The following is a 12,183-nucleotide window of genomic DNA, read 5'->3' as shown; positions in this document are numbered from 1 at the left end:
GTCGAAGGCGGCGCGGGCCTCCGGGTCGGACTCGACGAGGGCGTGCAGGAGGTGGGCGGTGTCGACCTGACGGTCGCCGTCCCGCAGGGCCCGCCGGCGGGCGGCGGCGACCACGGTGGCGAGGAGCGGCGGAGCGTCCGACGCCGGCTCGGGGAGCGGTCCCCGCGCGAGGCGCAGCAGTTCCTCCGGGGTCAGCCCGGCCAGGCGCTCACGGCTCAGGCGCAGCACCTCGGCCGCCGCGGCCAGCAGCTCGGCGGCCGTCCCGGGGCGGTCGGGCAGGCCGTCGTCCCGGGCGCCGGTACTGGTGGAGGCGCCCGCGGCGCCCGCGGCCAGGAACTCGCCGACCGCCGCGTGCAGCCGTCCGGTGCCGACCTCCCGGACGGTGAACGCCAGGTGCACCGACAGCCCCTCGCGGCCCGTCGCGGTGTGCGGCGCTCCGCGCGGCACGTACAGCACCTCGCCCGGCGCGAGCACCGTGTTCAGCGCCACCGGCCCCGGCTCGGGCGCCAGCCCCGGGCGCCAGCGTCCGTCCACGGGTGCTTCGTGAACCGTCCACTCCTTCCGTCCCGCGAGCTGGACGACCAGTACGTCCGCGTCGTCGCGGTGCACGCCCAGGCCGCGCCGGCCGGCGCCCGTCGCGAAGCAGAACACCTCGGTGCGGCGGCCCAGTCGCAGGGCGATGTCGGTGGCCAGCGCCCGCACCGGCGCGTACCACTGGTCCAGCTGCGGCAGCAGCAGGGTGGCGCCCTCGGCCAGCAGGGCGGTGATCCGCCCGGGGTCGGCCCAGCCGTCCTCGCGGCGCCCGGCCACCGTGCGGGCGGTGCAGAACCGCTCCGGCTCGACGACCTCGCCGTCCTTCACCATCTCCACGTACGGCACCCGCAGCAGACCGCCGTTCAGGACGGCGTCCAGCTCGCCCGGCCGGGGCAGCCCGGCGGGCCGGCCGTCGGTGCGGAACACCCGCGGCCTGCGCTCCTCCAGCGTCCTGGCGAACGCGTCGGCGTCCCCCACGAGGTGCTCCAGTACTCGCCCCATCGTTCGTCCCCTCTCCTCGGATCTCCCCGGACGTCCCGGTCGACGTCCCGTCCGGCCGCTCACCGGCGGCCGGCTGTCCCATGACCAACGGATGAACAAGAGGAACCGGTTGAACCGATTCCGCCGTCGGGGTCGGGAATCGGCCAGCTTGGCCCGCCCGGCCGCCCACCCGCCCGGTGTGGCGATCCCGCAGGTCGGTGGGGTTCGAGGCGCTCCGGCCCCCGCCCCCGAGGGTCCCCGGCAGGACCCGGCGGGCCGAAATCCGGTGACAGTGGGATGGATCACACCCGTCCCGGCCCGCCCGCCGGCGTGCGGGACTTTTTCGAACCTGCCCCCGGGTGCCGGGCCGCTCTGGCATGCTCACCCGAATGGCAGTGAGCCAAAGGTGACATCGGCGTCACCAAGCGTCACGCATCGGGCCGGAGGAGAGCTTTGGAGTACACCATCAGCGCGACGGCGTTCGTCGCGATCCTCATCGTCGTGCGGCTGCGGCGCCGCACCGAGGCGCGCCGCCGGACCGACGAGGCCTTCACCGTCTTCACCGGCGTGGTGTTCGGCGTCCTGATCGCCGCCACCGCCGGGGGCGACGCGATCCGCCAACTCGTCGGCATCGCCGCCGACGCCACCCACTGACGGGGCCCCGCGCGGACCGGCCTACCCTGATCCGCGACCAGGGGAGGGGCCCGAGGTGGAACTGACGAGGCGTGACAAACGATGGGCGGCCGTGCTGATGGCGATCGGGATCGGGGTGGCGGCCTGCTACGCGTTCCGGGGCGACTCCGACCACCCGCTCCCGTACACGAGACGGGACGCGTCCGTCCTCGGTCGCATCGCGCTCGCCGACCCCTCGGCGAAGGAACCGGCCCTGGAAGCGGACGGTCGCACGATCACCATGGAGGTCGCCTGGAGCGGCTGCGACTACCAGCCCGACCTGGTGGCCCGGGAGACCGAGGAGCGGGTCTCGCTGTTGCTGAGGCGCCGGGACGCCTCGGGCCCGAACATCGGCTGCGAGGACGGCGGCGTCGCCCGGCTCACGACCGTCCTGCACCGGCCGCTCGGCGGCCGGGCCCTGGTCGACACCCTCACCGGCAGGCCCGTCCCGTTCGCCGACGCCCGGCAGCGGCCCGGCATCGGCTGAGCCGGGCCGCCGGCACCTCGTGGGCCGCCGCTGGCACCGGGGGGTGCTCACGCCGGATCGGGGTGGACCTCCAGCGCCGCGTCCCGGACGTCCGGCAGCGGGTGGCAGCGCAGCGTGTGCAGCGCCTCCCGCCAGGCGGCCCGGCCAGCCGAGCTGCTCCCCGACCGCGGTCAGGACCACGGCGAACAGGCCCGGGGCGAGCGCGTCCTCGGCGGCCAGCCGACGGGCCAGGCGGGCGCTCGGCGGTGGGTCGTGGCGGTGCCGGTTGATCGCGAGCAGCAGGCGCACTGCCCGCTCGGCGCTGACGGCGGCGAGGTCGGCGAGCCGGTCGCGCCGCGGACCGGGCAGGGCACGCACCGGGTGGCGCTCCAGCAGCTCCGGCATCCGGGCCGGTTCGAGACCGGCTCCGGGCACCAGATGTGACATGGCCGCTCGAAAGGGGGCTCTTGGCCCTGGGGCCAGCCGTGCTGCGCCTGTGCCCTGCCCTGCTTGGACAGCCGGTTGGGGCGCATGTCAGCGGGGCGGCGTTCAGCGAAGCGTTCGCACCATGACGGCGTACCGAGGGGAGTCCGCGAACGGCTGGCGGAACCCGACCTGCCTGTAGCCCCAGGATTCGTACAGCCTTTGAACCTTGGGGTGGTCAGGGTCGACAAGCAGCACCGCCAGAGCCTCGGGCCGGCCGTCGATCAAAGCCGATTGAAGCTGTGCCGAGACTCCGGTCTTGCGCCAGTGTGGACGGACCATCAGCTCGGAGAACCCGAAGGTGGTGGAGGGCTCGGGCGCCGGGTCGATGTGCTCGCGCCACCACTCCCGGCCGGCGGCAAGCGGCGCCCCGTACGCGAAGCCGATCGGCTCGTCACCGTCGTACGCGACCACGCAGGCGAAGCCTTCCAAGCCCGTCCAGTGGTCGACGAACCACGGGAACCGCTGGGTGAACTCGTCGTCCATCTCGTCTGCGTAGGCGTCCGCGTGGACGTCGATCAGCAACTGGCGGAAGCCCTTGGGCAGCTTTCCGCATTGGTAGTGGCGCAGGTCGATCACATTCGGCTCCATTCGGTGCGGTAGCGGTTCTCCCACTCTCGCGCAGCCGGGGCGTTCGCCGAAAGGGCCAGGAGGTCTCGGTGGAAGTCGCCGAGGAGGGTCCGCATTCGGCCGGGCAGGGGGGCGCCGTCCATCACGTCGAAGGCGGTTGATGCGGTTGCGGTGGACAACTCCAAGTCGCCCTGGTGAAGCTGCGAGAGGGCCAGGCGGATGGTGGCCAGGGCCCGGTTTCGGCGGAACTGGCTCGGCAGCATGGCGAGCGCCTGATGGCTGGCGCCCTCGGCGTGCTCGGAGTCGCCGAGACGGTCGCGGACGATCGCGGTGAGCGCGTGGAGTTCGGCTGGGCCGTAGAACGCGACCCAGGAGGGCCGTGGTTCGTTGCGGGCTCGAGCGAGTGAGTCGTCGGCGAGTCCGAGCGAACGAAGCGCGGCCTGGCGGTCGCCCAGATCAGAATGGCCGACTGCCGTGCGGGCGTGTGCGAGCGAGGTGAACAGCGAGTCACGGCGAGTGATGCCAGTGGCCTGGGCGGCGTGGGCCGCCGCCACGGCATCGGCGTGCCGACCTCTCTGGTGGTTCAGGATGGCAATCGAGTTCCACGCTCTGAACTGGGCGGTGGAGTCCTGCGCGAGGCCGGCGAGTCGCATGCAGGCGTCAAGGTGCTGTTGGGCTCGGTCGAGATCGCGGGCGTCGACGCACGACCAGGCCGCCACGGCGGTGTAGTCGGCGGCGACACTGAACAGACGTCGGCGTACCCGCTCGCTGGCGCTGCCGTTACGCAGCGCGGCAAGGACCTGGTCGGCGCCGGCGAGAGCGGCGCGTTCCAGCGCGCTGTGGCCTCCATGGTGGTCATCGAGGGCATCGAGGGCATCGAGGCCGGACCGAAGTCTGAGTACGTCGGAGGTGCCGAGGGTTGTCTGAGTGCCAGGGGCCGGGATCACGGCCGCGGCGGCAGCAGCTGGCCCTGAGGCGATGAAGGTTCGGCGTCGCACGTCTGCCTCCGGTGACGGAGCAGGGCGGGTTACGCCCCGTGGGATGAAGCCGAGTTGTTCGGCCGGTCTGTCGAATACTGCCTCCAGCGCGGCGCGCTGCTTCACATGAGGCCAGCCGGTCGTGCCGTTGAGCCAGTCCCGCACCGTGCGGACAGTGCAGCTGCCGTACCGGCCGGTGACCTGCTCGATGTGCTGGTTCACGCGATGAGCCAACTCGGCCTGGGTCAGCGCGAGTTCGATCATTCGCTCACGGAGCGCGACGTTATCACCCATGTGCGCAAAGTAGCGCCGTTGTGACGTCGGGTACAAGGCGATCGGTAAAGGGAACGTCAAAACCTCCGGTGCGATGCAAGCAGGCAGTCGCGAAACCACCCTGTCCAAGCGGAATTTGCGGCCGTTGACTGGAACGCAGTTGCCCGGAAGGCCGCACATGTCAGCCGTCGGGGCCGGGCGCTGCCCCATCTCCGTGTCGTCCACAGGAGCACCCTGATGCGCATCCCCGCCGCTTTTCTCTACTGGTGCACCACCGAAGACCCGTCCCGCCGCCCGGCTCGCACCGTCTGCTGCGCGCAGCAGACTGCCGCCGGTCTGGCCATCGCCGCCGGGGCGATTCTGTGATGGCCGCCCGTGGTCTCGTTGAGCGAGTGACGCTCGACGCGAGCGCCATCGCGCTGAGGAAGCGGCTGGCCGCCGTTCCCGTGGTGCGGCGCGCGCTGAGCACCGCGCTGGTGTGCTGGGGCATCGTGGACGCCGATCTCGACGATGCGCTGTATGTGGCCGTCGAGCTGGTGACCAACGCGGCGCGGCACAGCCCGCCGGGCCACCACCACGTCTCCTTGCACCTCTCCCCGGACGGGGGCTGCCTCCTCGTGACGATGCATGACCTGAGCAGGGTGCTGCCGTACGTGCCCGACGACGCGGAGGGCAACGCCTTCGCCGAGTCCGGCCGCAGTGCCGCCCCCGAGGGGCGGCGGCGAGCGTGCCGTCCCGCGCGACGTCGTCTCCCCGACCCCGGCCGTTCGCGTGGTCCGGCTCTGCCCAGTCAGGCAACGACGCCTGGCCCGCGGGCGCGAGGCCGAGGGTCGGCAGTCTGTCGGTCGGGTCACGGCTACGGACGCGGACGGCGTGCTGTAGCCTCCCGGCGCGCACGCCTGCGCCCGGGTCCTGTGGCACCCGGACAAGGCCCACGAGCGTGACACCGGCGGCGCGTTGTCGACCGATGCCCTGCTGCACTGGCACGACGGCATCCGCCAGCTCCAGGACGACCTGACCGCGCTCGGCTACCAGAGCCGTACGGCGTGGACCCACCGCGCGGTCCTCAAGGCGAACCAGGCTTCCGTCCTCGCCTGGCGCGGCGAGCTGCCGGCCGCCAAGACGTGAAGGACTTCCCGAGCCGCACCCAATGAAGTGGAGTTCAGCGTGATCGCACCCGCCGTGTTTTCCACGTTTCAGCGCGCCTACGCCGCCGTCCTGCGGCACGTTACCGAGAACCACGAGCACGTCAACACCGCTCGGGGCAATGACAGTCACGAGATCATCGGCGCGGCCTTCCGGCTCACCGACCCCCGCCAGCGCGCCCTGTACCTGACGAGCCGGCCGGTCAACCCCGTGTACCACTACGCGGAAGCGCTCTGGTACCTGGGCGGCCTGCGGAACCTCGACCTGATCGGACACTACGCCTCCCGCCGCCGGGCCGACTCGCGCGATGGGAGGACGATCGAGGGCTCGTCCTACGGGGCGCGGATCTTCGCTGCCCGGCCGGATGGCTCCCCCTCCGCGTTCGACCGCGCGCTGGAGCTGCTGCGGGCCGAGAAAGACAGCAAGCGCGCGTACCTGCCGGTGTTCCAGGCCGGCGACCTGGACGAGATCGGTCACCCCGATCTCCCGTGCCTGGTCGGGCTCCAGCTGCTGGCCCGTGACGGCTACCTGCACATGGTCACCTACATGCGCGCCAACGACGCCAACCGCGGCATGGTCTGCGACGTCTACTCCTTCACCCTGATCCAGGAGTTCGCCGCCGCACTTCTCGGCCTGCGCCTGGGCGACTACACCCACCACGTGGGGTCTACGCACGTCGGAGTCCGGGACCTGGAGCGCGCGGGCAGGGTGCTGGAGGAGACGGAGGCCAGCTCCCAGGCAGCGCTGCTGTTCCCGGCCCCGGTGATGCCCGCCGACACCACGTGGAAGCACATCCGCACCGTGCTGGAGCACGAGCTGCTGCTGCGCACCAACCGGGTCCAGTACACCCCGGCCGACGTCGCCGGCCTGGACCTGCCGCTTTACTGGCAGCGGGTGCTGCTGCTCTTCGAGGCGCACCGCCAGCTCGTCAACTGTCCGGCGGACCCGATCGACCAGCAGACCCTCGACGCGCTGGAGCCCGGGGCCCGCTGGCAGTTCGAGCGCCGCTGGCCGGCCCGGGTCGTCACCGGGGAGATCGTGTGAGGCGGAACCCTCTGCACGACGTGGACTGGTCGCGCTGGAGCGTGGTCCTCCTCAAGCCGGACTGCCTGCGCCGGGGCCTGGCCGATGAGGTGCTGGCCCGGCTGGAGCCGGCCGCGCAGATCGTGCACCGGCGCCGGGTCGTCGTCGCCGATTGGCAGATCCACGTCCACTACTGGGACCTGCTGGTCGACCGGGACCTGTTCGAGGTGGACGTGCCCGGCTGCCTGCGCGCCACCTACGTGGGACAGCAGGTGGAGGTGGCGCTCGCTCACGGTGTCTCGGGCACCCCTGAGCGGCTGCGCGGCCTCCTCGGGCACTTCGATCCGACCCAGGCCGCCCCGGGCACCATCCGCGCCGACCTGGGCACCGACAGCCTCACCGCCGCCCGCGCCGAGCGGCGTCTGGTGGAGAACCTGATCCACACCTCCGACCACCGGCACGCCGCGCGCCGGGACTTCGGGACGTGGTTCGGCGCCGACCAGCATCAGCTACTGGAGATCAAGGAGGATCACCGATGACGACCGCCACCCCGAGGGCCCGGCGCCTGCTGCCCCTGCTGACCCCCGAGCAGATCGTGTCGCTCAAGCCGGAACTCACCGAGGTCATCGAGTACCGCAAGTCCGGGCTGTCGCTCAACCACATCGTGGGCTGCCCGTTGGACTGCGGGTACTGCGTGCGCCACCTGTTCGACAACTTCGAGCTCAAGACGCCCAGGCGGCTGATGAGCGACGAGGCCGCGGTGGAGCTGCTGACCGAGCACAAGTACTTCCGGCCCCACCGCACGCCGATCCAGATCTTCAACAGGGCGACGGACCCCATGCTCCCCGTGGTCAAGCCGCACACCTTCAACATGCTGCGACTGCTGGACGAGAAGGGCCTGACCAACCACGTCCTGGTCATCACCCGCTGGAGGGTTGACCCCGAGGACTGCGAGGCCCTGAACAGCTTCCACAACCTCCGGTTGACGGTGCTGGTCACCCACTCCGGCATCGACCACCCGGGGATCGAGCCGGTGGACTCGGCCATCGCCGCCGCCAGCCTCCAGACGCTCCACCGGCACGCCGAGCGCTACCGCACGGTGCTGTACTGGCGGCCGATCGTGCCGGGCCTCAACGACTCCGACGAGCACATCCGCAGGGCGTTGGAGCTGTCGAGGCACGCCGACGCGACGGTGTTCACCGGGCTGTTCTTCCGCAAGGAGATCGCCGCGTACTACGAGTCCCACGGCCTGCCGATGCCGTACGAGGACATCGCCCGCCGCAAGATCATGCCGGAGGAGTCCGAGCAGCGCATCCTCGCTGCCTTCCGCCGGCCCGACGACCAGGGCGAGCCGTACGGGCCGCTGTTCCGCAAGACCAGCTGCGGTGTCGCCTACGCACACAAAGTGCCCGACTACAACGGGCACTACGGCATCCGGGAGTTGTGCGACATCTGCCCGGTGGCGCAGCTGGGCCTGTGCCGCGACGCCTGGCAGGCCCCGAGCCTGGAGGAGGCCACCGAGGCCGCCCGTGTTCTCGGGGCGGCCGGGGACGTTGAGGTGGACGAACGCGCCATCATCGTCTCGGGCTTGAACGAGCCGCCGCGCTACTACTTGCAGCACGGCTTCGGCTATCAGGTCCACGACCGTGACAAGCCGCACCACCACCGCCGGCACGGCCGAGCTGAAATCGGCTGGACCGACCCGAAGTAAGGAGACCGTGATGGACTTCCGCACCTGGCCCCCCGTCCTCGTCGTGGACGTCGAAGGCAACGGCGAACAGCCGCCGGACCTGGTGGAGGTCGCCGCGATTCCCGTGATCGGCGGGAGCCCGGTGCCGAAGTCCACGCGCTCCACCCTGATCCGCCCGCCCCGCCTGATCACCCCGTTCGCTCGGCGGGTGCACGGCATCCGCAACCAGGACGTCGCTCAGGCGCCGGCCTGGGAGCAGGTCGGCCCCCAGGTGTACGCAGACCTGGAGGGCGCGTGGATCTGTGCACACAACGCCCACGTGGACTACAGCGTGCTGTTGCGGCACATGCCCACCTGGAAGCCGGCCGGGGTGCTGGACACTCTGCGGCTCGCCCGCGCGACCTACCCGAAGGCCGGCCGGTACAGCCTCGACGCGCTGATCGAGCTGACCGGCCTGGACCTGGCGTCCGTTCCCGGCCAGCGCCACCGGGCCGCCTACGACGCCCACGCGACCGCGCTGCTGCTGATCGCCCTCGCCGGGCACTACGACACCTGGGACGCGCTGCTCACCGCCGCCGTCCCGCCCGGGATGCCTGGCGCCCCCCTGCCCGCCCCACCCAAATCCGAGGAACAGACACTGTGGTGACACCGCTTCGCCTCTACATCGCCGGCACGCACTCGACCGGCAAGACCACCCTCGCCAGGCGCATCGAGATGGAGCTGCGCGCCACCGGCATCACCGTCGCCCGAACCGGCGGCTTCGCCAAGCGGGCCGCCGAACTCGGCTTCCCGAAGATGACCAGGCACACTCCCCAGTCCACCGCTTGGATCATCAACGCCACCTCCAACGCCGTCCTGGAGGCCGAGCTCACCGCGGACGTGGTGATCGTGGACCGTACCCCCTTCGACGCCCTCGCGTACTACCTGGCCGCGGTCCAGCACCGGAATGAGGACACCGACCCCGAGGCGCTGTCCCGGCTGACCGCCCTGGCTCAGCTGGCCTGCCCCCGCCCGCTGGTGTTCCTCGCCACCCTCCTTGACCCTGCCTTGCCGCTGGCCGAGCACCCGGGCAAGGACCCCGACTGGACGGACACCGCGTTCCGCGAGGCCGTGGACGAGCAGCTGCACCGGGCCCTCGGTGCCTATGCCGTGCCGCACGTCCCGGTGCCCAGCGACGGGCACGCCGCCGCCGTCGAAGTGGCGGTCGAGGCGATCACCGCTTCCTGGGCGGCTGCCGCGTGAACACGATCACGATCGCGGGCAGGGAGGTCCCCCGCCTGGGCCTGGGCACCATGCGCCTGACCGGCCCCGGCACCTGGGGCGCGCCGGCCGACATGGTCGGCGGAACCGCGCTGCTGCGCGAGGCCGTTCACGACCTCGGCGTCCTGCACATCGACACCGCCGACGCCTACGGTCCGCACACCGTCGAAGAGCTGATCTGCCGAGCGTTGCACCCGTACCCCGAGCAGCTGCTGCTGGCCACGAAGGTTGGCATGGTGCGGCCCGCGCCGAACGTCTGGCGCCCGTTGGGCCGTCCCGAGTACCTGCGCGCCGCCGTCGAGGCCTCCCTGCGCCGCCTGGGAGCTGAGCGGATCGACCTGTGCTACCTGCACCGGGTGGACCCTGCGGTGCCGCTGGCCGATCAGGTCGGCGAGCTGGAGGATCTGCGGACCGAGGGCAAGATCGGCGCCATCGGCCTGTCCAAGGTGACGCCCGAGCAGATCCGCGAGGCTGCTAACCTGGTGACCGTCGCTGCGGTGCAGAACTGCCTGAACTTCGCCGAGCCAGACGATCCGGCGCTGGCGTACTGCCTCAAGAACGACGTCCCGTACGTCCCGTACCGGCCACTGAACGCCGGAAAGTTGGCGGACCCGGCGGCGGCGCTGCGGTGGCTGCTGGAACTCGGCCCGCAGGTGGCGCCGATCCCCGGCACTTCTGACCCCGCCCACCTGCGCGCGCTATTCGCGCCCGCCACCTGAGTGGGAGGCACGCGATGGCCAAGACCTGGATTCCCCGCGAGGAGTTCGTCAAGACGCTTCCCCGCGCCCTGCACGGCTGCGGCGTGCTGCTCTTCGACCCGGACGGGAAGCTGCTGCTCCTACACGACTCCTACAGCAAGGGCCGGGCCGCCGCAGCGCTGGTGGGCACCCGGCGGCCTACTCGAAGGCGGCGAGGCCCCCGAGCAGGCCGCGCGCCGGGAGGTCCTGGAGGAGACCGGTGTGCTGCTCGACGGTCCGCTGGTGCCGGTCGGCGTGGACTTCCTGCCGCCGGCCGAGGACTGGCCGCCGGTCTCGACCTATTTCTTCTCCACCGGCCCCCTCACCTGGGAGCAGGTCGCCTCGGTCACCCTCTCCGAGGCGCACGACGAGCCCAGGTTCCGCGAACTCGCGGACTGGAATGACCAGGTGTCAGCCACGATTCACGCACGCCTGACTGGACTGGTCACAGCCTTCGCGACCGAGAGCCAGGTCGTCCTACACTGCGGGAGGAGGGCCGCCCACCACCTGGAGACCGAGTAGGAGGGAAGCCGTCCGTGTGCACGGCCTTCGTCAGCATCGACCCCGGCTCGGCGGTGCCGGTCCTTCTGCTCGCCGTCCGGGACGAGTACACGGACCGCCAGTGGCTGCCGCCCGGCCGCCACTGGCCCTCACGGCCCGCGGTCACCGGCGGCCTGGACCTGGAGGCGGGCGGAACCTGGCTCGCCATCCACCAGGGCGGCGTGGAGCCGGTGGTCGCCTGCCTACTCAACGGCTTCGGCCCGCGCCTTCCCCGGCAACGGCGGCTGTCCCGAGGCCAGATCCCGTTGATCGCCGCGAGCGGTCAACGGATCGACCGGCTGGAGCGCTACGAGCCGTTCCACCTGATCCTGGCCCGGCCCGGGAGCGTGCGGCTTCTCAGCTGGAGCGGCAGCACCCTGGAGGACCACGAGCTGCCCGCGGGCCTGAGTACCGTGCACAACGACGGCCTGGACGGCCGGGCAGTTGCCAGCGGCTGTCCGGCGCACATCCGGGCCACGATGGCCGCGCGTACCGCGCACTTCCGCGCCCGGCTGCAAGCCGTCGCGCGCCCTGAACCGGCGGCGGGCTCGTCAGACGCTGCGTGGGGTGAGTGGCTGCCGATCGTGTGCGGCGACGGTCTGCCGGCCGACGACCCGGCGGCCCTGATGCGCCGTCTTGAGGCGCCGGGCGGGCGTGTCTGGGGTTCCGTGGCGCTCTCGATGGTCGCCCTCGCGTACGGGCAGGTGCGCTACGACTTCGGAGCTGTCTCCACTGTCGGTCCTTTGCCCCGGATCGTTCTGGAGTCGGTGTCGATGCCTGTGGTGAGGGCGGCTGCCACGGGCTGAGCACAGCACTTGCAGGGGCACCGGTGGCCCTCGTCGGGGCTGCTGCGTTTGTGGTCGGCGTAGTGCCGGCCCTGTTCCGAGAGCATGAGGAGAGGCAGATGGAAGACGAGCTGTGGGGCCGGGTCGGGAAGCTGCGGACCTGGCTGGATGACAAGGCGGACGAGGTGCCGGTCGCGGACGTGCGGTTGCTGCGCATCCTGAAGGTCGGTGAGGAGTTCGGGGAGGCCTCGGAGGCCGTGCACGGGGCGCTCGGCGCGAACCCCCGTAAGGGGCGCTCGCACACCTGGGGGGACGTCGAGTCGGAGCTGGCGGATGTCATCGTGACCGCGATGGTCGTGCTCGACACGATCTCGGGTGATGGCTGGAAGGTGCTCGTGGAGCGGGTCGGCCTGGAGCCTGCCGAGGTGAGTTGAGCACGTCCCGCTCGCAGCGGCGATCCTCAGCCGGCGGCGTGCGCTGCTCGATGATATGGGTGGCTTCCAGCCATACCGGAAAAGGGTGGCCTTCACCGCCGTCTCCGGGTGGG

General features: G+C 71.6%; 17 protein-coding genes and 1 pseudogene. 14 read left to right on the top strand and 4 right to left on the bottom strand.

Annotated features, from left to right (window positions below; genetic code table 11):
• Both ACFRMQ_RS14885 and ACFRMQ_RS14880 read right to left on the bottom strand, forming a co-directional pair.
• The coding region (locus ACFRMQ_RS14885) for a Clp protease N-terminal domain-containing protein (protein ID WP_380730842.1) at nt 1–180 on the bottom strand (180 nt) is incomplete at its 3' end.
• Between the two features lie 204 nt (nt 181–384).
• Nucleotides 385–864 (bottom strand): annotated as a pseudogene (locus tag ACFRMQ_RS14880) (JmjC domain-containing protein); the annotation flags it as partial.
• 603 nt (nt 865–1,467) lie between these two features.
• Here ACFRMQ_RS14880 and ACFRMQ_RS14875 point away from each other — a divergent pair.
• The 3 genes from ACFRMQ_RS14875 (at nt 1,468) to ACFRMQ_RS14865 (ending at nt 2,596) form a co-directional block, all read left to right on the top strand.
• Complete coding sequence (locus tag ACFRMQ_RS14875) at nt 1,468–1,668, top strand: hypothetical protein (RefSeq protein ID WP_380730838.1); 201 nt, start codon at nt 1,468–1,470, stop codon at nt 1,666–1,668.
• A gap of 55 nt (nt 1,669–1,723) precedes the next feature.
• The gene (locus ACFRMQ_RS14870; protein ID WP_380730836.1) at nt 1,724–2,173 is read left to right on the top strand and encodes a hypothetical protein; all 450 of its coding nucleotides are present in this window, start codon (nt 1,724–1,726) and stop codon (nt 2,171–2,173) included.
• Between the two features lie 114 nt (nt 2,174–2,287).
• The gene (locus ACFRMQ_RS14865; RefSeq protein ID WP_380730834.1) at nt 2,288–2,596 is read left to right on the top strand and encodes a hypothetical protein; all 309 of its coding nucleotides are present in this window, start codon (nt 2,288–2,290) and stop codon (nt 2,594–2,596) included.
• A gap of 105 nt (nt 2,597–2,701) precedes the next feature.
• Here ACFRMQ_RS14865 and ACFRMQ_RS14860 read toward each other — a convergent pair whose 3' ends face one another.
• Together ACFRMQ_RS14860 and ACFRMQ_RS14855 are read right to left on the bottom strand one after the other, a co-directional pair.
• Nucleotides 2,702–3,226, bottom strand: coding sequence for a GNAT family N-acetyltransferase (locus ACFRMQ_RS14860; protein ID WP_380730832.1), 525 nt, complete (start codon nt 3,224–3,226; stop codon nt 2,702–2,704).
• Nucleotides 3,211–4,476 carry an XRE family transcriptional regulator gene (locus ACFRMQ_RS14855; protein WP_380730830.1) on the bottom strand — a complete coding sequence of 422 codons (1,266 nt, stop codon included), beginning with the start codon at nt 4,474–4,476 and terminating at the stop codon, nt 3,211–3,213. Before ACFRMQ_RS14855 ends, ACFRMQ_RS14860 begins: the two co-directional genes overlap by 16 nt.
• Before the next feature lie 216 nt (nt 4,477–4,692).
• On the opposite strand from ACFRMQ_RS14855, the gene ACFRMQ_RS14850 reads away from it, so the two are divergent.
• From ACFRMQ_RS14850 to ACFRMQ_RS14800, 11 genes are all read left to right on the top strand, one after another.
• Nucleotides 4,693–4,821 carry a hypothetical protein gene (locus ACFRMQ_RS14850; RefSeq protein ID WP_380730828.1) on the top strand — a complete coding sequence of 43 codons (129 nt, stop codon included), beginning with the start codon at nt 4,693–4,695 and terminating at the stop codon, nt 4,819–4,821.
• Between the two features lie 591 nt (nt 4,822–5,412).
• Complete coding sequence (locus ACFRMQ_RS14845) at nt 5,413–5,583, top strand: hypothetical protein (protein WP_380730826.1); 171 nt, start codon at nt 5,413–5,415, stop codon at nt 5,581–5,583.
• A 39-nt stretch (nt 5,584–5,622) separates the two neighbouring features.
• Nucleotides 5,623–6,645 (top strand): thymidylate synthase, encoded by a 1,023-nt coding sequence (locus ACFRMQ_RS14840; RefSeq protein WP_380730824.1) that lies wholly within the window; start codon nt 5,623–5,625, stop codon nt 6,643–6,645.
• Nucleotides 6,642–7,163 carry a nucleoside-diphosphate kinase gene (locus tag ACFRMQ_RS14835; protein ID WP_380730822.1) on the top strand — a complete coding sequence of 174 codons (522 nt, stop codon included), beginning with the start codon at nt 6,642–6,644 and terminating at the stop codon, nt 7,161–7,163. Before ACFRMQ_RS14840 ends, ACFRMQ_RS14835 begins: the two co-directional genes overlap by 4 nt.
• On the top strand, nt 7,160–8,335 hold the full coding sequence (locus ACFRMQ_RS14830) for a radical SAM protein (protein ID WP_380730820.1): 1,176 nt from the start codon (nt 7,160–7,162) through the stop codon (nt 8,333–8,335). The genes ACFRMQ_RS14835 and ACFRMQ_RS14830 overlap by 4 nt, the downstream gene beginning before the upstream one ends.
• 10 nt (nt 8,336–8,345) lie before the next feature.
• Entirely contained in the window at nt 8,346–8,960 is a 615-nt protein-coding gene (locus ACFRMQ_RS14825; protein WP_380730818.1) for an exonuclease domain-containing protein, read from the top strand.
• A complete protein-coding gene (locus ACFRMQ_RS14820) occupies nt 8,957–9,556 on the top strand; it encodes an AAA family ATPase (RefSeq protein WP_380730816.1) in 600 nt (199 codons plus the stop codon). Before ACFRMQ_RS14825 ends, ACFRMQ_RS14820 begins: the two co-directional genes overlap by 4 nt.
• Nucleotides 9,553–10,293: an aldo/keto reductase gene (locus ACFRMQ_RS14815; RefSeq protein WP_380730814.1), complete on the top strand. Its 741-nt coding sequence runs from the start codon at nt 9,553–9,555 to the stop codon at nt 10,291–10,293. The genes ACFRMQ_RS14820 and ACFRMQ_RS14815 overlap by 4 nt, the downstream gene beginning before the upstream one ends.
• The gene (locus ACFRMQ_RS14810) at nt 10,294–10,833 is read left to right on the top strand and encodes an NUDIX domain-containing protein (protein WP_380730812.1); all 540 of its coding nucleotides are present in this window, start codon (nt 10,294–10,296) and stop codon (nt 10,831–10,833) included.
• Nucleotides 10,834–10,847: 14 nt separating this feature from the next.
• Complete coding sequence (locus ACFRMQ_RS14805) at nt 10,848–11,657, top strand: NRDE family protein (protein ID WP_380730810.1); 810 nt, start codon at nt 10,848–10,850, stop codon at nt 11,655–11,657.
• Nucleotides 11,658–11,755: 98 nt separating this feature from the next.
• The gene (locus ACFRMQ_RS14800; protein ID WP_380730808.1) at nt 11,756–12,070 is read left to right on the top strand and encodes a MazG-like family protein; all 315 of its coding nucleotides are present in this window, start codon (nt 11,756–11,758) and stop codon (nt 12,068–12,070) included.
• Nucleotides 12,071–12,183: the final 113 nt, after the last annotated feature.

The organism is Kitasatospora sp. NPDC056783, from assembly GCF_042789895.1.
Classification (GTDB): domain Bacteria; phylum Actinomycetota; class Actinomycetes; order Streptomycetales; family Streptomycetaceae; genus Kitasatospora.
This window is presented reverse-complemented; position numbering and strand designations above follow the sequence as displayed.